This is a genomic window from Salinihabitans flavidus (assembly GCF_900110425.1).
In the GTDB taxonomy this organism is placed as follows: Bacteria; Pseudomonadota; Alphaproteobacteria; order Rhodobacterales; family Rhodobacteraceae; genus Salinihabitans; species Salinihabitans flavidus.
Map to the genome: position 1 here is coordinate 270,647 of NZ_FODS01000002.1, position 19,364 is coordinate 290,010.

The window sequence follows — 19,364 nt, forward strand, 5'->3', positions numbered from 1 at the left end:
CGCACCCCCTCCCCTTGTGCAATCGGCCCGCCCCCGTCTGGGGACGGGCCTTTCGATCCGAAGCCGGATCAGTTCACCGACTTGAGTTCCGCCAGCGTCTCAAGCGTGAAATCGTAAAGCTCCTGCGCCGGAAGCCCGCGCGCGGAATTCTCCTCGATCCACGCCTGCGCCGCCGGGGCGGCCGCGGCCTCTTCGAAGGCGGCGAGCGTCTCGTCCGGATAGGTGATCCGCTCTATCCCGCGCTCATCGAGGGTCGGGCCCCATTTCGCCATCGTCTGGTTCTGGTAGTAGTCGATATAATGGTTCAGCGCCTCCTCGATGGACCCAATAAGCGCCTCCCGATGCTCATCGCTGAGCCCCTCAAGCGCATCTGTATTGGCCACCACCGGGCAGTTCACCGTGCCGGGGTTGAGGTTGGTCGTCCACCATTCGGCCTTTTCCACGATGCCGAAGGACATATGCGCGTGCGGCGCGAAGGACACCGCCTTCACCACGCCGCTGTCAAGCGCCTGACGCACCTCCGTGGCCGACATGGAGGTGGGCACCGCCCCCAGCGTTTCCATCGCCGCGCCGATCCCGCCGGTGGCCCGCACCGCCAGCCCCTCGAAGGCGTCAAGCGTCTCGGGCGGCTCGCCCACACCGGCAAAATTGTATTGCGGCAGCGGCGAAGGCATCAGGATCGTGGCGTTCCAGCGTGCGAGATCCTTCTTCACCGCCGGATGCTGGTAAAGCGCCATGGACAGCGCGCGCTCCTGCTCCAGCGTCTCCACGCCAAGGAACGGAAGCTCAAGCACCGTGATCGACGGATTCTTGTCGCGGTGATACCCGGCGCAGAACTGCGCCATCTCGAACGCCCCGATGGAGATCCCGTCAAGGTTCTCGCGGTTGTTCGACAGCCCGCCATAGGAAATGTTGAGCGTGAACTCCCCGTTGGTCTTGTCGCTCACCAGCTCGGCCAGCTTCTCGACCTGTTCGGTAAAGGCCCGGCGCTTGCCCCAGAGCGAGACATTCCATTCCTCGGCGAGCGTCTCGCCCGCAAAGGACACGGCCAGCGCGGCCACCGCCGCCCTGCTTAGCAGTCGTTTCATAGGTTCCTCCCTTGATATTCATCCGTTGGACGGGGATAGTTTATGAAATCCCGCGTATCGCACCATGAGAAAAACCGCGCGGGCACAGCGCGCCGCCTTGCGGATTTCCGCAGGGGTGGGAGCCGGCCCACCGCACCCTCGCCGCACTTTTTTTACCCGATCTTAACGCCTTTGCGCCGAACGCGCCGTTAACCGGGCCGGTCCGGACAGGCGGCACCGACGCGATACCGACAAAATACCGACGTTTTACCGACGTGGCGTTTTCAGTGAAATCAAGGGCTTAACCCAATTCGCGGCCACAGGTCCGTCAGGCGTGCGGCACGATCTTTCCGGGGTTCATGATATTGTCGGGATCAATCGCCGCCTTGATGGACGCCATCACATCCACCGCCTTGCCCAATTCCCGGATCAGATAGGGTTTCTTGCCCTGCCCGATACCATGCTCGCCGGTGCAGGTGCCCTCCATGGAGATCGCCAGATCGTTGAGCCAGCCCACGAAGATGTCGGCCTTTTCCACCTCTTCGGGGTTGTCCATATCCACCAGAAGCAGGGTGTGGAAATTGCCGTCCCCCACATGCCCGATGATCGGCGCGATGAACCCGGATTCTGCAATCTTTTCCTGTGTTTGGCGCACACATTCGGCTAGCCGCGAAATCGGTACGCAGACATCGGTGGAGATCCCCTTCGCCCCCGGCCGAAGCTGGATCGACGCCCAATAGGCATCGTGCCGCGCCTGCCAGAGCTTGGTGCGCTCCTCGGTGCTTGTGGTCCATTCGAAGCCGCTGCCGCCGCTCTCTTCGGCGATGGTGCCGAACATCTCCGCCTGTTCGGCCACCCCCGCCTCCGAGCCGTGAAATTCCAGCAAAAGCAAGGGCGTATCGGGCAGGTCGAGCCCCGAATAGGCGTTCACCGCCTTCACCGACATGGTATCGAGAAGCTCCATCCGCGCCACCGGAAGCCCGTATTGAATCGTCGTCATCACCGCCTCGCAGGCCGCCTGAACGCTGTCGAATGAACAGCGCGCAGAGGACATCGCCTCTGGAATTCCCTGCAATTTCAAGGTGATCTCGGTCACGATGCCAAGCGTGCCCTCCGATCCGATCATCAGCCGCGTCAGGTCATATCCGGCCGAGGATTTCTTGGCCCGGCTGGCGGTGCGGATCACCTCCCCGTCGGGCATGACCACCTCAAGCGACAGCACATTGTCCTTCATCGTGCCATAACGCACGGCATTCGTCCCGCTCGCCCGCGTCGCCACCATGCCGCCCAGAGAGGCGTTGGCCCCCGGATCAATCGGAAAGAACAGGCCCTGATCGCGCAGATGGGTGTTGAGATCCTCGCGCGTCACCCCCGGCTGCACCACGCAATCGAGATCCTCGGCATGCACCGCCAGAACCTTGTTCATCCGGCTCATATCGACGCAGACTCCCCCTGCGGGCGCATTCACATGCCCCTCCAGAGACGAGCCGACACCAAAGGGGATGATCGGCACACCATAGCGCGCGCAGACCTTCACCACATCGGCGACTTCCGCGGTTTCCAGTGGAAAAACAACCGCATCCGGCATCTGGTTCTTGATCCAAGTGGTGGTATGCCCGTGCTGTTCACGCACCGACGCGCCGGTCTGGAACCGATCTCCGAAGGTCTGCTTCAGGATGTCCAGCGCCGCGGCGATCCCCTGTTCGTTGCGCGGCAAATCTATGGCCTGAACCATTCTGTCCTCCTGACCTGTGGCATTGCTTCGACTCTGATCCTATCACTAACCCCATCGCGCCGACAGATGCCAGACCTCCACCTCGCCCCGGTCTCATTCGCCATAGGCCAGACCCTCGCGGCGCGGATCGGCCCCGCCCAGAAACCTGCCGCCCTGCGCCGAAATGGCATGCAGGCCAGAGGTCATCGCCCCCACCCGCACCTCGTATCCCAGCGCCTCAAGCGGTGCGCGAAGCCCTTCGTTTTCAAGGTCATAGGGCCCGAAGCGGTTGACGAGATGCGGCAGGCTCACCGCCGCCTGAACATCCATCTCCCAATCGAGATGCGCGATGATCGTCTTGGCCACATAGCCGATGATCCGGCTGCCGCCTGGCGAGCCGAGCACCAGCACCGGCTTGCCATCCCGCAGAACGATGGTCGGCGCCATGGAAGATCGCGGCCGCTTGCCCGGCGCCACCCGGTTGGCCACCGGCGCCCCGTCCCAGTGCGACCGGAAGGAAAAATCCGTCAGCTCGTTGTTGAGCAGGAATCCCCGCGCCATCACCCGGCTGCCAAAGCCGTTCTCGATGGTCGTCGTCATCGACAGCGCATTGCCGTATCGGTCCACGACAGAGATATGCGACGTGGACGGAAGCTCCACCGCGTTATCGTCGGCCCAGTTGAGCGCGTGATCGAACTCCGGCTGGCCCGGCGCCACGTCGGCCAAGGCGTCATCGCCGCGCAAAAGCTCCGCCCGCCGCGCCAGATAATCCTTGTCGAGCAACCCCTTGACCGGCACCGGCACGAAATCGCTATCGGCCATGTAGCGCCCGCGATCGGCGAACGCGAGGCGCGAGGCATCGCCGATGATCCGCCACGCCTCAGCGCTCTGCGGGCCGAGCGCCGCAAGATCGAACGGCTCCGACAGCCCGAGGATCTGCCCCACCGTCAGCCCACCGGACGACGGCGACCCCATGCCGCAGACCTCATGCCCACGATAGGGCACACAGACCGCCGCGCGCTCCTTCACCTGGTAAAGCGCCATGTCCATCGCGCTGAGCAGGCCGGGGTTGGAGGCCCGCCGCACCGCCGCCACCACATCCGCCGCAATCGCCCCGGTATAGAATGGCGCCGCCCCCTCCCGCGCCAGTATCCGAATGCTCTCGGCATAGGCCGGGTTGGTCAGAAGCGCGCCTTCCGCCAGCGGCTCGCCCTCCGGCAGGAAATAGGCCGCCGTGGCCGGATGGCGGGACAGCCGTTCGGCATCCGCCGCAATCGAATCGGCCATGCGGGGCGAGACGCGGAACCCCTCGCGCGCCAGCCGCTCGGCGTCGGTGAAAAGCGATGGCCAGTTCGCCCGCCCCCACCTGCGATGCGCCGCCTCCAGAAGCGCGGGCGTGCCCGGCACCCCGACGGACCGTCCGCCCACCACCGCCTCCCAGAACCCCATGGGAGAGCCGTCAACATTCTGGAAAAGCCGCGGCGTGGCCGCCAGCGGCGCGGTTTCGCGCCCGTCCAGCGTCGTGACCTGCCCGCTTTGCGCGTCATACCAGACAAGGAACGCCCCGCCCCCAAGGCCGGAGCTTTGCGGCTCCACCAGCCCCAGTACCGCCTGAGCCGCGACCATCGCATCCGCTGCCGTGCCGCCCCCGCGCAACACCCGTGCCCCGGCGCGCACCGCCTCGGGATGGGCGGCGGCGATCATCCACTCCTGCGCCTCCATCGGGCGCCCGGCTTCCTTGGCCGCCTGCGCCGACGCAAGGTCCGGTGCAGCCGCTGTCCCGACTGGCGTCGCCCCTTCCGGCGCGACGCCATCCGCCGCCTCCTGCGCCGCCGCGCCAAAACCCCAGACGGCCAGCGCAAGCACGCCCATGATCGGCCAGACTCGCATGTCGCATCCTCCCTGTCGTATCCGCGCCGGCTTTCCCGCTCAGAACGCCTTGAACGTCAGATTGGTCAGCGTGCGCTCGATTCCGTCGATATCAAGAAGATTGTCGTTGATATACTTGCCCACGTCCTCGTCGCTCGGAATGTAGAGCTTCATCAACAGGTCGAAGTTCCCGCTTGTCGAATACAGTTCGGAATGAATCTCACGAAGCGCGATCTCATCGGCAACGCGGTAGGTGGTGCCGGGGCGGCAACGGATCTGGACAAAGACACAATTCACGGTCGGCGGTCCTTCTCTTCCTTTTCGGCGTTCAGATGTTGCCGCAGCTTGGCCCAATCGGGGCGGACTGTGCAACGGGAATCGCCTCGGTTGTGGCACACACGCGCGACCGGCAACCGTCTTGACAATACCTAAGTATTTTTGTCAGTTAAGGAGCAGCCACCCCTCAGGGAAGCCAGCAACGCAGAATCGGAAGAGGATACGCGGATGCGCCGCAAGATATCCCTCCCGCCCAAAGAGGGGACGACACAGATGAACGCCCAGACCCATGGCTTTGCGCTTCAGAACGATCTGCCGGTGTATGACGCCACACAACTGACAAGCCCCACAGGGCTTGCGCGGATCGTGCTCGGCGATCAGGTTTATACACTGCGGATCACCCGTGCCGGAAAGCTGATCCTGACCAAATAGCGCCGCCCAACTGGATATACACAAGGCCGGAACTGGACCTATCTCTTTGCACGCTCCGGTCGCAAGGTGATAGTCAGGAAATGCCCCGGGTCACCGGGGCGGTCACGTTTGCGCGGGGGCCTTCCCCGCCCGGCAGGAGGTAGACCCATGGACGGCACTTTCAACGACAACGACCTGAGCCGCGTCATCGACGCCGACAAGGCGCATGTCTGGCATCACCTCACCCAGCACAAACCGTTCGAGTCGGCCGATCCCCGGATCATCGTCGAGGGCAAGGGCCTGCGCGTCTGGGATCAGTCCGGCAAGGAACATCTCGACGCCGTGTCCGGTGGGGTCTGGACGGTGAATGTCGGCTATGGCCGCGAAAGCATTGCAAAGGCGGTCTACGATCAACTTATGAAACTGTGCTATTTCGCGCAGTCCGCCGGCTCCATCCCCGGCTCGCAATTCGCCGAGAAGCTGATCGACAAGATGCCCGGCATGAGCCGCGTCTATTACACCAACTCCGGCTCCGAGGCGAACGAGAAGGCGTTCAAGATGATCCGCCAGATCGCGCACAAGAGATACGGCGGCAAGAAGCACAAGATCCTCTACCGCGACCGCGACTATCATGGCGGTACGCTGGCGACCATGTCCGCCGGCGGGCAGGATGAGCGCGCGATGCAATACGGCCCCCTCGCGCCCGGCTTCGTGCGCGTGCCCCATTGTCTCGAATACCGCGCGCAATGGGATCTGACGGGCGAGGACTACGGGCAGCGCGCCGCCGACGCCATCGAAGAGGTGATCCTCGCCGAAGGCCCCGACACCGTCGGCGGGCTCTGCCTTGAGCCGGTCACGGCGGGCGGCGGCGTCATCACGCCCCCTCCGGGTTACTGGGAGCGGGTGCAGGAGATCTGCCGCAAATACGACATCCTGCTGCATATCGACGAGGTGGTCTGCGGCGTCGGGCGCACCGGCACCCACTGGTTCGGCTATCAGCATTACGGGATCAAGCCCGATTTCGTCACCATGGCCAAGGGTGTCGCCTCCGGCTATGCCGCGATCGCCTGTTGCGTGACCACCGAGGCCGTGTTCGACATGTTCAAGGACGACGCCGCCGACCCGATGAACTATTTTCGCGACATCTCCACCTTCGGCGGCTGCACCGCCGGCCCGGCTGCGGCGCTGGAAAACATGCGCATCATCGAGGATGAGAACCTGCTGGAGAACACCACCGCGATGGGCGCGCGCATGATAGACAACCTTTCCGGGCTGATGGAGAAGCATCGCGTCGTCGGCGACGTGCGCGGCAAGGGGCTGTTCTGCGGTGCGGAGCTTGTGGCCGACCGCGCCACGAAAGAGCCGGTGAGCGAGGCACAAGTCAAACAGGTCGTGGCCGAATGCAACGCGCAGGGCGTCATCATCGGCGCGTCCAACCGCTCCGTTCCGGGGCTGAACAACGTGCTGTGTTTCTCGCCCGCGCTGATCGCCAGCGCCGATGACATCGACGAGATCACCGGCGCGGTGGACGTCGCCCTCACCCGCGTCTTCGGCTGAGCTTTCGACCGGTCTGGCCCGCGACGCCGGGCCCGCCCGGCCCGGCCCCTCCGCAGGGGCGGGTCGGGCGCCCGCCTTTCCTAGCGGATCAGACCAGATTGCCAGCGGTTTAGGTCCAGACTACGCTGCCCGCATGGGCATCTCCGTCGAAACCTTCTTTCTCGATCCGCACGCGCAGGGTACGCTTCAGGCGCAGATCCGACAGATGATCGCCGAAGGCATCCTCTCGGGCCGCTTCCGACAGGGCGAGAGGCTGCCCTCGACCCGGCGCCTTGCCACCCATCTCGGCATCAGCCGCATCACCGTGTCGCTCGCCTATACCGAACTTCAGGCCAACGACTACCTGACATCGCGCGGACGGTCGGGCCATTTCGTCTCGCCCAACGCGCCCGAACCGCCCCCCGCGCCGCCCACGCGCGGCACAGAGGATGCGGTGGACTGGTCCAGGGCGCTGGGGCGCCATTACACCGGCGGCGACACCCCGGGTAGACCGCAGGACTGGGCGCGCTTTCGCTATCCCTTCATCTACGGGCAGGCCGATCCGACGCTGTTCGATCACGCCAACTGGCGGCTGTGCGCGCTTCAGGCATTGGGACAGAAGGACTTTGCCGCCCTGACCACCGACTACTACGATCAGGACGATCCCCGGCTGGTGGAATTCATCGCCCGCCACACCCTGCCCCGGCGCGGCATCGCCGCCCGGCCCGAGGAAATCCTGATCACGTTGGGCGCGCAGAACGCGCTCTGGCTCACCGCGCAGATCCTTCTGACCCAGCGTCGCCGCGCCGCGATCGAAGATCCCTGTTACTACGGGCTGCGCGATATTCTCACCCAGTCGCGCTGCCATCTCACGCCGCTTGCCGTGGATCGCGACGGCCTGCCGCCCGAGGCGATCCCGCCGCGCACCGACGTGATCTTCACCACCCCCAGCCATCAATGCCCCACCTCCGCCACCATGCCGCTGGCCCGGCGCGAGGCGCTTCTGGCGCGGGCGCGCGATCTTGGCGCGCTCATCGTCGAGGATGACTATGAATTCGAGATGTCCTTTCTCACCGCGCCGTCGCCCGCGCTGAAATCGCTCGATACCGACGGGCGGGTGATCTATGTCGGCAGTTTTTCCAAGTCGATCTTTCCGGGGCTGCGTCTCGGCTATCTCGTCGGGCCGGAACCGTTCATCCGCGAGGCGCGCGCCCTGCGCTCGCTGGTGCTGCGCCATCCGCCGGGCCATATCATGCGCACCGCCGCCTATTTCCTGTCGCTGGGACACTACGACGCCCTCATCGGCCGTATCCGCAACGCCCTGCGCGACCGGCGCGCGGTGATGGCGCAGGCGATCGCCGATCACGGGCTGACCATCGCCGGGCGCGGCGCGCATGGCGGCTCCTCGTTCTGGATGCAGACCCCCCGCGGCGTCGATACAGAGCGGCTGGCAGAAACCCTGCGTCCGCGCGGCGTGCTGATCGAACCGGGCCGCCCCTTCTTTCACGGCGCGGACCGGCCCCGCGACTTCTACCGTCTGGCCTATTCCTCGATCCCGGCAGATCGCATCTCCGATGGCGTGGCAGAGATCGCAGGCACCCTTCAGACGATGACAGGCGACACACCATGAGCCTGCCCTTCGATCTCTCCGCCGGTCAGGGGGGCTTTCTGGCCGCCGCATTGCTTCTCGCGGCCTTCATTCGCGGCTATTCGGGGTTCGGTTTCTCGGCGATCTTCATCATCCTCGCGGCGCTGACCACGAATCCCCTGCCGCTCATCCCGGTGGTGTTCGCCTGCGAGATTGCCATGACCGCCTTTCAGGCGCGCGACATCGGCCCGCATATCGACTGGCGGCGCGCCGCGATGCTCTGGGTCGGGGCGGCGGTGGCGACGGTGCCCGCCATCGCGGTGATGGTCCGGCTGGGCGAGGATCAGGCGCGGCTGGCGATCTCGCTCATGGTCCTCGCGCTGAGCCTGTTTCTGCTGTCGGGCTGGCAGTTGCGCCGTGCCATCGGCGGGCGTGGCAATCTCGGCGTGGGACTTCTGTCCGGACTGGCCAACAGCGCCGGGGTGGGCGGGCTTCCGGTCGCGGCCTTTCTCACCGCGCAACCGATCCCCCCGGCCGTGTTCCGCGCGACGATGATTGCGTTTCTCACCGGGCTCGACATGATGGCGCTGCCGGTAATGGCGGCCAACGGCCTTGTCGGCCCGGAGACCCTCACAGGCGTAGTGCTGGCCTTTCCGGTGCTCGGTCTCGGGGTCTGGGTCGGCACCCGGGGCTTCGCCATCGCCTCGCAGACGCAATTCCGACGCGGCGTGGTGCTCCTGCTGACCACGCTTTCCCTGCTCAATATCGCAAAGGTCATGTAATGCCCGCCTCCGGCCCCGTCCTCGTCATCAACGCCGGATCGTCCTCGATCCGCTTCGCGCTCTTCGGCCCCGACCTGTCGGAACGGCTCTCGGGTCATGCCGAGGGGATCGGCACGGGCGCGCCCCGCCTGCACCTCGGCTCCGACGCGCAGGACATCCCCCTGCCCCATCACGCCGCCGCCCTTTCCGCCATCCTCAATGCGCTGCGGGATCATGGCACCGCCCCGGACAATCTTGGCGCGGCGGCCCACCGGGTCGTGCATGGCGGGCGGGCGCTGATCCGGCCGGTGCGCCTGACGCCCGACATTCGCGCGCAGATCGCCGCCTGCACGCCGCTGGCGCCGCTGCACAACCCACACAACCTCGCCGCCATCGATACGCTGACCGATCTCGCGCCCGACCTGCCGCAATGCGCCAGTTTCGATACCGCCTTTCACGCCACCATGCCCGAGGTCGCCGCCCGCTACGCCCTGCCGCCCGCGCTCGACGGGGCCGGCATCCGCCGCTACGGCTTTCACGGCATCAGCTACGCCGCCCTGACGCGGCACCTGCCAGACATTTCCGGCGCCCCCCTGCCGCGCCGCCTTCTGGCCTTCCACCTTGGCAACGGCGCCTCTATCTGCGCGATCCGCGACGGGCAATCGGTCGCCACGACGATGGGCTATTCCCCGGTCGAGGGGCTGACCATGGGCACCCGCTGCGGCGACATCGATGCCAACGCGGTGCTACAACTGGCCGAGGAAGACGGGATCGACGCGACCCGCCGCCTGCTCAACCGCGAAAGCGGGCTGCGCGGGCTGTCGGGCGGGCTGTCGGACATGCGCGCGCTGCTGGCCTCGGATGCGCCAGAGGCCGCTTTCGCGGTGGATCACTTCTGCCACTCCGCCATTCGCCACGCCGGAAGCCTGATCGCCGCGATGGGGGGCTGCGATGCCATCGCCTTCACCGGCGGGATCGGTGAGCATGCCGCCCCCGTGCGCGCGCGGATCATGGCCGGGCTGGAATGGCTGGGCCTGCGCGCGCGCATCGCCGCGAATGAGGCCGCCCGCCCCCGCCTGCACGACAGCGGCTCCGCGATCACGGCCTGGATCGTCCCGGCGCAGGAGGAACGCCAGATCGCCGCCGACGCGCTTGCCCTTTTGACACAGGGCTGACAGCCTCCCGCAAGCCCCCGGCAATGGCGAACCCGATCCCCCAACCGCGCCGCATCAAAGAAAATTATCGCACCCTCCGGCAATCTGCCCTAGCCTGCGCACCAGATGCAAAAGGACACGGAAATGCCCTTCGCCCAACCCGATCTGGACCTCTCGCCCCCGGTCTCGGACGAGATCCGCAAGACCACATGCTACATGTGCGCCTGTCGCTGCGGCATCGACGTCCACCTCAAGGGTGGCAAGGTGGCCTATATCGAGGGCAACCGCGACCACCCGGTGAACCGGGGCGTGCTCTGCGCCAAGGGCTCGGCCGGGATCATGCAGCACAACGCCCCCTCGCGGCTGCGCGCGCCTCTCAAACGCACCGGCCCGCGCGGCTCCGGCGCGTTCGAGGAAATCTCGTGGGACGAGGCGCTCACCATCGCCACCGGCTGGTTGGGTCCGATCCGCGAGAGCAATCCCGAAAAACTCGCCTTCTTCACCGGCCGCGACCAATCACAAAGCTTCACCTCCTTCTGGGCGCAGCAGTTCGGCACCCCAAACTACGCCGCGCACGGCGGCTTCTGTTCGGTCAACATGGCGACGGCGGGCATCTACACGATGGGCGGCTCCTTCTGGGAATTCGGGCAGCCCGACTGGGAGAGAACGAAACTCTTCATGCTTTTCGGCGTGGCCGAGGATCACGATTCCAACCCGATCAAGATGGGGCTCGGACGGCTCAAGGCGCGCGGCGCGAAGGTGATCGGCGTCAATCCCGTGCGCTCCGGCTACAACGCTGTGGCCGACGAATGGGTTGGCATCACGCCGGGCACCGACGGGCTCTTCATCCTCGCGCTGGTGCATGAACTTCTGCGCGCCGGGCAGATCGACCTCGACTATCTGGCGCGCTTCACCAATGCGCCGGTGCTGGTCGATCCCGACACCGGCCTGTTTCTGCGCGGCGTCGAGGACAAGCCGATGGTGATCGACCGCGCCACCGGCAAGCCCGCGCCCTTCGACCGGCAGGGCGTGCGCCCCGACCTGTCCGCCAGCCACCGCCACGCGGGTCGCACCCATCGCACCGTCATGACCCTGATGGCAGAGCGGTATCTCGACCCCGCCTACAGCGCCGAGGCCGCGGCCCGCGAATGCGGCATCCCCGCGAAGAAGATCCGCCGCATCGCCGCGGAACTGGCCCGCACCGCCTTTGACGAGGCGATCGAGATTGACCGCGAATGGACCGATTTTCGCGGCGAAAGACACAGCAAGATGGTGGGCCGCCCGGTCAGCTTTCACGCCATGCGTGGCATCTCGGCGCATTCCAACGGGTTTCAGACCTGCCGCGCGCTACATGTGCTGCAAATCCTGCTGGGCAGCGTCGAAACCCCCGGCGGCTTCCGCTTCAAGCCGCCCTATCCCAAGCCGGTCGAAGCGCACCCGACCCCGCATTGCAAGGCTACGCCCAGCACGCCGCTCGACGGCCCGCATCTGGGCTTTCCGCGCGGTCCCGAGGATCTGGCGCTCAAGGCGGACGGCAGCCCCGCGCGCATCGACAAGGCGTTCACATGGGAAAACCCGCTCTCGGCGCACGGGCTGATGCATATGGTCATCTCCAACGCCCACGCGGGCGATCCCTACCGCATCGACACGCTGTTTCTCTACATGGCGAACATGGCGTGGAACTCCTCGATGAACACGCGCGGCGTGATCGACATGCTCACCGACACCGACGAGGCCGGGGACTACGTGATCCCGCATATCATCTATTCGGATGCCTATTCCTCCGAGATGGTTGCCTATGCCGACCTGATCCTGCCCGACACCACCTATCTGGAACGGCACGATTGCATCTCCCTGCTCGACCGCCCGATCTGCGAGGCGGACGCCGCCGCCGACGCGATCCGCTGGCCGGTGGTGGAGCCGGACCGCGACGTGCGCGGCTTTCAAAGCGTTCTGATCGACCTCGCCAACCGGATGAAGCTGCCCGGCTTCACCGATGACGCGGGCGAGGCGAAATACCGCGATTACGCCGATTACATCGTGAACCACGAACGCAAGCCCGGCATCGGCCCTCTGGCCGGCTGGCGTTTGCCGCCCGAAGGTTCGGGGGCGGGTGGGCCGCCGGGCGACGGGGCGACAGCCACGGGCCGCGGGTCACCAAACCCCGAACAGCTTGACCGCTATATCGAGAACGGGGGCTTTTTCATCCACCCCATCCCCGAGGAGGCGGCCTTCTACAAACCGTGGAACATGGCCTATCAGGAGTGGGCGGTGGATCTGGGGCTTTTCGACAGCCCGCAACCCTATCTCTTTCAGCTTTACGTCGAACCCCTGCGCCGCTTTCAGCGCGCCGCCGAAGGCCACGGCGACAACTTGCCCCCGCCGCATTTGCGCGGGCAGTTGGCCAAGGTCATGGACCCGCTGCCGATCTGGTATCCCCCGCTGGAGGACGGCCACGCCGACCCGGTGGAATTTCCCATCCACGCGCTGACCCAGCGCCCGATGGCGATGTATCACTCATGGGGCGGGCAGAACGCGTGGCTGCGGCAGATCCACGGCCACAACCCGCTCTACCTGCCCACGAAGATCTGGAACGAACACGGCTTTCGCCCCGGCAACTGGGCGAAACTCACTTCCGTTCACGGCTCCATCGTGGTGCCGGTGGAGCATCAGGCCGGGCTCAACGATCACACCGTCTGGACATGGAACGCCATCGGCAAGCGCAAGGGGACATGGGCGCTTTCCGACGATGCGCCCGAGGCGACGCGGGGCTTTCTGCTCAATCACCTCATTCACGAGTTGCTGCCGCCCAAGGGCGACGGGCTGCGCTGGTCCAACTCCGACCCCGTCACCGGGCAGGCGGCATGGTTCGACCTGCGCGTGAAGATAGAGCGCGTGCCCACCCCCCCGCCAGAGGCGCAGCCGGTGTTCGATCCGATCCGCTCGCCGGTCGGGCGCGGCCCGGACACATTGGCGTGGAAGGTGGGCAAATGACCCGTTTGGCCTTCGCATCGCGCGCCGAAAGGCGCACCGACGTAATACCGACAAAATACCGACGTTATACCGACGTGGCAAAATGACCGATCTTCCCACCGAAACGACCCGCAAACTCGGCCTTGTCATCGACCTCGATACCTGCGTCGGCTGCCACGCCTGCGCGATCTCCTGCAAGGGCTGGAACACCGAGAATTACGGCGCGCCGCTCTCTGATCAGGCGCCCTATGGCGATGCGCCCTCCGGCACCTTCCTGAACCGGATACATAGCTACGAGGTGCTGCCCGAAGACGGCCCCGCGCAAACGGTTCACTTTCCAAAGTCTTGTTTGCATTGCGAAAATGCGCCCTGCGTCACCGTCTGCCCCACCGGCGCGAGCTACAAGCGCGCCGAGGACGGGATCGTGCTGGTGAACGAGGACGCCTGCATCGGCTGCGGCCTGTGCGCCTGGGCCTGCCCCTATGGCGCGCGCGAGATGGACGCCGCCGAGGGCGTGATGAAGAAATGCACCCTCTGCGTGGACCGCATCTACAACGAAAACCTGCCCGAAGAGGACAGAACCCCCGCCTGCGTGCGCACCTGCCCCTCCGGCGCCCGCCACTTCGGCGATCTCGGCGACCCGGAGTCCGATGTCTCGCAACTCGTTGAAAAAAGGGGGGGATTCGATCTCATGCCGGAACAGGGAACCGCCCCGGTGAACAAGTACCTGCCCCCGCGCTCCCGTGACAGCTGGAACGAGGAGAGCGTTCTTGCCCCCTTCCTTGAGCCGGTGGCCGAGGATACCCGCGGCTTCCTGTCATGGCTCGATCGTGCACTGGACAAGCTGCCCGGAGGCTCCGACTGATGCACCCGGCGCCGTCCGTCATCATATTCACCACCCTGTCGGGGCTGGGCTTCGGCCTTCTGGCGTTTCTCGGGCTCGATCCCACTCCCCCCACGGGCTGGGCGGCATTCGCGTTCTTTTTCGTGGGGTACGCGCTTTCGGTGGGCGGGCTTCTGGCCTCCGCCTTCCATCTGGCCCATCCCGAACGCGCCCTGCTCGCCTTCAGCCAATGGCGCACAAGCTGGCTCAGCCGCGAGGCGGTCGTCGCCGTCGCCGCGCTGAGCGTCACCGGGATTTATGCCGCCGCGCTGATCTTTGTCGGGTTTCACATCAACTGGCTCGGCTGGATCGGCGCGGCGCTGACACTTCTGGCAGTGTTCACCACCTCGATGATCTACGCCCAGCTTGCGACCGTGCCGCGCTGGAAAACGCCGCTTACCCCCTTGCTTTTCCTCAGCTTTTCGATCACCGGCGGCGCCCTTCTGTCGGGCCGGGTGGATCTGTCCATCGGCCTTCTGGTCTTCACCGCTCTGATGCAGATCCTCTGGTGGGTGCGCGGCGACCGCGCTTTCGCTCAAAGCGGTACGACACTGGCCACCGCGACGGGTCTTGGCGATGGCGGCACCCTGCGCTCGCTTGCCCCACCGCACAGCTCGCCCAACTACCTGATGCGCGAATTCGTCCACGTTGTCGGCCGCCGGCATGCCCGCAAACTGCGCGTGATCTCGCTGCTGCTCATGGCGGTCCTGCCGATCGGTCTTCTGGCGCTGCCTTTCTCCCACGGCTTCGCCATCCTTGCGGTGCTCAGTCATGTGGCGGGCGTCGCCACCTCCCGATGGCTGTTCTTTGCCGAGGCGGAGCATGTGGTCGGCCTCTACTACGGAATGCGCTGACAACGGTCAGAGCGCTGGCGCCCGGCCTTGATTGCGGACCATGCGCAAATGCCACAGACAACCGCGCAACGGGTTGTTTTTCTGGACGAAGCCCGCACCCTTCGGTAGTTTACGAAAAACGGGGCGCGATGATCCCGAACCTTGAGGCAGTCGAATATGTTTCCCGAGCGGTTTTCGAACCTTCCGGCCTATGCGTTTCCGCGCCTGCGGGCGCTGTTGGACCACCACCAGCCCGGCGGCGAGGTGGTGCATATGACCATTGGAGAGCCAAAACACCGCTTTCCGCAATGGGTCACCGATGTGATCGTGGAACACGCCGAGGGCTTCAACAGCTACCCGCCCAACGACGGCATGCCGGAATTGCTGGCGGCCATCGCGGATTGGGCCGGGCGGCGCTATGGCGTCACGCTCGATCCGGATACGCAGGTCATGCCGCTCAACGGCACGCGTGAGGGGTTGTATAACGCGGCGATGGCGCTGGTGCCCGAACAGGTGCGCGGGCGGCGGCCGGCGGTGCTCATGCCCAACCCGTTCTATCAGGTCTATATGGTCGCCGCGATGTCGGTCGGGGCGGAGCCGGTGTTCGTGCCCGCCACCGAGCAGACCGGCTTTCTGCCCGCCTATGCCGCACTGCCGACCGATCTGCTCAACCGGGTGGCGGTGGCCTATATCTGCTCTCCGGCCAATCCGCAGGGGGCGGTGGCCGACAGGGCCTATTGGCGCGATCTGATCACGCTGGCGGAAAAGCATGATTTCCGCATCCTCGCGGATGAATGCTATTCCGAGATCTACCGCGACACGCCACCGCACGGCGCGCTTCAGACCGCGCAGGAGATGGGGGCCGATCCCGAGCGGGTGCTGATTTTTCATTCGCTGTCAAAACGGTCGAACCTGCCGGGGCTTCGGTCGGGGTTCGTGGCCGGCGGGCCGGAGTGCCTGCGCCGGATCAAGCAATTGCGCGCCTATTCCGGCGCACCGCTGCCGCTGCCGCTGCAACGGGCGGCCGAAAAGGTCTGGGCCGACGAGGCGCATGTGGTGGAGAACCGGCGCCTGTATAATGAGAAATTCGACATCGCCGCCGAGGTGCTTGGCGATCTGCCGGGATACCGCACGCCGGCGGGGGGATTTTTCCTCTGGCTGCCGGTCGAGGATGGCGAGGCGGCGGCGCTGAAGCTCTGGCAGGAGACGGGTATCCGGGTGCTGCCCGGCTCCTATCTGAGCCATGAGGCGAACGGGGAAAACCCCGGCAAGGGATATATCAGGGCCGCGCTCGTGGCCCCCAGGAACGGACTGGCGGACGCGCTGACGACACTGCGCGCCTGTCTGTTCGGGTAAAGAACGCAAGAGGGTATCGGGATGGCATATCAGGCACGCGGACGCGACCCGCTTTTCGACAGTAACATGCAGGCCGCGATCGAGCGGCGCGGCAAGGAACTTCTGGGGCTCGGGCTGATCTGTCTGGGGCTGATGGCGGGGGCGATGGTCGCCTCCTACTCGCCGGCCGATCCAAGCTGGCTTTCGGCCACGGATGCGCCGGTGCAGAACTGGATGGGGCGTCTCGGGGCCACCATCGCCGCGCCGATGTTCATGATCATCGGCTGGGGAAGCTGGGGCCTCGCGCTGGTGCTTGTGGGCTGGGGCCTGCGCCTCGCACTCCATCAGGGCGAAGAACGGGTGTTTTCCCGCGCGATTTTCGCGCCGATCGTGCTGGCGCTTGGTGCGGTCTATGCCTCCACGCTCGTGCCGGGGGCGGGCTGGACCCACAGCTTCGGGCTGGGCGGTCTCTTTGGCGATACGGTGCTGGGGGCGGTGCTCAATATCCTGCCGATCTCTGCGAGTTTCGGGCTCAAGGCGATGTCGTTCGCGATGGGGGCGTGCATCCTCGCGCTGGCCGCCTTCGTGCTTGGCTTCACCTGGGCCGAATTGCGCCGCATCGGGCGGTTCCTGCTGATCGGTGTGGTCATGGTCTATGCCACGCTGATGACCGGCCTTGGACGGGGCGCGGGCGGCGCGCTGCGACTGGCGCAGGGGCTTCAGGCGCGCCGGCGCGACCGCCGCGCCCGTGCGCAAGCCGCGATGGAAGAGGCCGCCGCGCGCGACTGGAGCGAGGCGGAAACCGAAGAGGATTGGGACGACCGCGCGCAGGAGGCGGCCCCCGCCCCGGCGCGGGACGGGCTTTTCCTGAAGCTGCCGGGACTGATCCGCCGCGCGCCTGACCTGCCCGAACCGGAACTGGTGGAGCCGGAAGCGGTCGCCGATGTGGACGCCGCGCCGGGCGATGAACGTATTCGCGCCCGGATCGCTGATGCGATCAAGACACGCGCACGGGCCAACCCGAACGTGCAGGCGCCGAACGCCATGCCGCTGACCAAGGGGCGCGGACGCGGTCCCGATCCGCTCATCCTGGAGCAACAGGACAGGCAGGAGCGGGGCATGGCCCTGCCGCCAGAGCCGCCGCTGACCGCCTCGCGCGCGCAGACCGGCGATGATATGGCGCCGGAACAACCGCAGGACGCAGAGACCGCGCTGTTCGAGACGCCAGAGGCATGGCAGGACACGCGCGCGCCCCAAGCGCCCACCCCGCGCCCGAGCGTTCCGCCCGCACCCGAACCCCGCAAGGTGGTGCAGCCGCGAAGCGACAAGCCGGTGCAACCTTCCACCCGCGCGCGGCAGGAGGCACAGCCTTCCCTCGCCTTCGAGGAGAGCGAGGCCGAGTATGAGCTTCCGCCGCTCAATCTTCTGACCAACCCGGAAAAGATCCAGCGCCATCACCTGTCGGACGAGGCGCTGGAGGAAAATGCCCGGATGCTGGAAACGGTGCTCGATGACTACGGCGTCAAGGGCGACATCGTGAGCGTGCGCCCCGGCCCCGTTGTCACCATGTATGAACTGGAACCCGCACCGGGCCTGAAGGCGAGCCGGGTGATCGGACTGGCCGATGACATCGCGCGCTCTATGTCGGCGCTTTCGGCGCGCGTCTCCACGGTGCCGGGACGGTCGGTCATCGGGATCGAACTGCCAAACGACAACCGCGAGATGGTGGTGCTGCGTGAAATCCTGTCGAGCCGCGATTTCGGCGACGGCAACCAGAAGCTCCCGCTTGCGCTTGGCAAGGACATCGGCGGCGATCCGATCGTGGCCAACCTTGCGAAGATGCCCCACCTGCTGATCGCGGGGACCACAGGCTCGGGCAAATCGGTGGCGATCAACACGATGATCCTGTCGCTTCTCTACAAGCTGACGCCCGAGGAATGCCGGATGATCATGATCGACCCCAAGATGCTTGAACTGTCGGTCTATGACGGGATTCCGCATCTTCTCTCGCCCGTGGTGACCGACCCGAAGAAGGCGGTCGTCGCCCTGAAATGGGTCGTGGGCGAGATGGAGGACCGCTATCGCAAGATGTCGAAGATGGGCGTGCGCAATATCGACGGCTACAACGGGCGGGTGCAGGATGCGCTCGACCGGGGGGAGATGTTCTCGCGCACGGTGCAGACCGGCTTTGACGACGAAACCGGAGAGCCGGTGTTCGAGACCGAGCAGATCCAACCCGAGAAAATGCCCTATATCGTCGTGATCGTGGATGAAATGGCCGACCTGATGATGGTCGCGGGCAAGGAGATAGAGGCTTGCATCCAGCGGCTGGCGCAGATGGCAAGGGCCTCCGGTATTCACCTGATCATGGCGACGCAGCGTCCGTCGGTCGATGTGATCACCGGCACGATCAAGGCCAACTTCCCCACCCGCATCTCCTTTCAGGTCACATCGAAGATCGACAGCCGCACCATTCTCGGCGAGATGGGGGCAGAGCAGCTTCTGGGTATGGGCGACATGCTCTACATGGCCGGAGGCGCGCGGATCATCCGCTGTCACGGGCCGTTCGTCAGCGACGAGGAGGTGGAAGATATCGTCAACCACCTCAAGAGCTATGGTCCGCCGGAGTATATGGGCGAGGTTCTGGAGGGGCCCGACAACGAAACCGCCGGTGACATCGACGCGGTGCTGGGTCTTGGCGGCAATACCACGGGCGGGGACGCGCTCTACGATCAGGCGGTGGCGATCGTCATCAAGGATCGCAAGTGCTCCACCTCCTATATTCAGCGCAAGCTGGCCATCGGCTATAACAAGGCCGCGCGACTGGTCGAGCAGATGGAGGATGAAGGCGTGGTCAGCCCCGCCAACCATGTCGGCAAGCGCGAAATCCTTGTGCCCGAGCAATAAGACGCCGGCGCGCGAAAATGTGAGCGCGGGGCAGGTGCAACGCCCCACCACAGCGCC

Annotated in this window: 14 protein-coding genes; 10 read left to right on the forward strand and 4 right to left on the reverse strand. The window is 65.7% G+C overall.

What is annotated here, in order from left to right; translation table 11 throughout:
- Positions 1-68 precede the first annotated feature (68 nt).
- The 4 genes from dctP to BMW66_RS03180 form a co-directional block, all read right to left on the reverse strand.
- Positions 69-1,088 carry a TRAP transporter substrate-binding protein DctP gene (gene dctP / locus BMW66_RS03165; protein WP_093115299.1) on the reverse strand — a complete coding sequence of 340 codons (1,020 nt, stop codon included), beginning with the start codon at positions 1,086-1,088 and terminating at the stop codon, positions 69-71.
- A 307-nt stretch (positions 1,089-1,395) separates the two neighbouring features.
- Positions 1,396-2,802 (reverse strand): FAD-binding oxidoreductase, encoded by a 1,407-nt coding sequence (locus tag BMW66_RS03170; protein WP_093115301.1) that lies wholly within the window; start codon positions 2,800-2,802, stop codon positions 1,396-1,398.
- A 93-nt stretch (positions 2,803-2,895) separates the two neighbouring features.
- Positions 2,896-4,671: a gamma-glutamyltransferase gene (gene ggt, locus BMW66_RS03175; RefSeq protein ID WP_093115303.1), complete on the reverse strand. Its 1,776-nt coding sequence runs from the start codon at positions 4,669-4,671 to the stop codon at positions 2,896-2,898.
- Between the two features lie 39 nt (positions 4,672-4,710).
- Positions 4,711-4,947, reverse strand: coding sequence for an Lrp/AsnC ligand binding domain-containing protein (locus tag BMW66_RS03180; RefSeq protein WP_093115306.1), 237 nt, complete (start codon positions 4,945-4,947; stop codon positions 4,711-4,713).
- A 252-nt stretch (positions 4,948-5,199) separates the two neighbouring features.
- On the opposite strand from BMW66_RS03180, the gene hemP reads away from it, so the two are divergent.
- The 10 genes from hemP to BMW66_RS03230 all read left to right on the forward strand — a co-directional run bounded on the left by hemP (position 5,200) and on the right by BMW66_RS03230 (position 19,307).
- A complete protein-coding gene (gene hemP, locus BMW66_RS03185) occupies positions 5,200-5,358 on the forward strand; it encodes a hemin uptake protein HemP (protein ID WP_093115422.1) in 159 nt (52 codons plus the stop codon).
- Between the two features lie 147 nt (positions 5,359-5,505).
- Positions 5,506-6,894: an aminotransferase family protein gene (locus BMW66_RS03190; protein ID WP_093115308.1), complete on the forward strand. Its 1,389-nt coding sequence runs from the start codon at positions 5,506-5,508 to the stop codon at positions 6,892-6,894.
- Between the two features lie 133 nt (positions 6,895-7,027).
- Positions 7,028-8,503: a MocR-like pyridoxine biosynthesis transcription factor PdxR gene (gene pdxR, locus BMW66_RS03195; RefSeq protein WP_093115310.1), complete on the forward strand. Its 1,476-nt coding sequence runs from the start codon at positions 7,028-7,030 to the stop codon at positions 8,501-8,503.
- Positions 8,500-9,243 carry a sulfite exporter TauE/SafE family protein gene (locus BMW66_RS03200; protein WP_093115312.1) on the forward strand — a complete coding sequence of 248 codons (744 nt, stop codon included), beginning with the start codon at positions 8,500-8,502 and terminating at the stop codon, positions 9,241-9,243. Before pdxR ends, BMW66_RS03200 begins: the two co-directional genes overlap by 4 nt.
- Positions 9,243-10,397: an acetate/propionate family kinase gene (locus BMW66_RS03205; RefSeq protein WP_093115314.1), complete on the forward strand. Its 1,155-nt coding sequence runs from the start codon at positions 9,243-9,245 to the stop codon at positions 10,395-10,397. Before BMW66_RS03200 ends, BMW66_RS03205 begins: the two co-directional genes overlap by 1 nt.
- 123 nt (positions 10,398-10,520) lie before the next feature.
- Entirely contained in the window at positions 10,521-13,370 is a 2,850-nt protein-coding gene (locus BMW66_RS03210; protein ID WP_093115316.1) for a molybdopterin oxidoreductase family protein, read from the forward strand.
- A gap of 82 nt (positions 13,371-13,452) precedes the next feature.
- A complete protein-coding gene (locus BMW66_RS03215; protein WP_093115318.1) occupies positions 13,453-14,214 on the forward strand; it encodes a 4Fe-4S dicluster domain-containing protein in 762 nt (253 codons plus the stop codon).
- Positions 14,214-15,086, forward strand: a complete 873-nt coding sequence (locus tag BMW66_RS03220; RefSeq protein ID WP_093115320.1) for a dimethyl sulfoxide reductase anchor subunit family protein — start codon at positions 14,214-14,216, stop codon at positions 15,084-15,086. Before BMW66_RS03215 ends, BMW66_RS03220 begins: the two co-directional genes overlap by 1 nt.
- A gap of 156 nt (positions 15,087-15,242) precedes the next feature.
- A complete protein-coding gene (locus BMW66_RS03225; protein ID WP_093115322.1) occupies positions 15,243-16,421 on the forward strand; it encodes an aminotransferase class I/II-fold pyridoxal phosphate-dependent enzyme in 1,179 nt (392 codons plus the stop codon).
- 21 nt (positions 16,422-16,442) lie between these two features.
- Entirely contained in the window at positions 16,443-19,307 is a 2,865-nt protein-coding gene (locus tag BMW66_RS03230) for a DNA translocase FtsK (protein ID WP_093115324.1), read from the forward strand.
- Positions 19,308-19,364 lie beyond the last annotated feature (57 nt).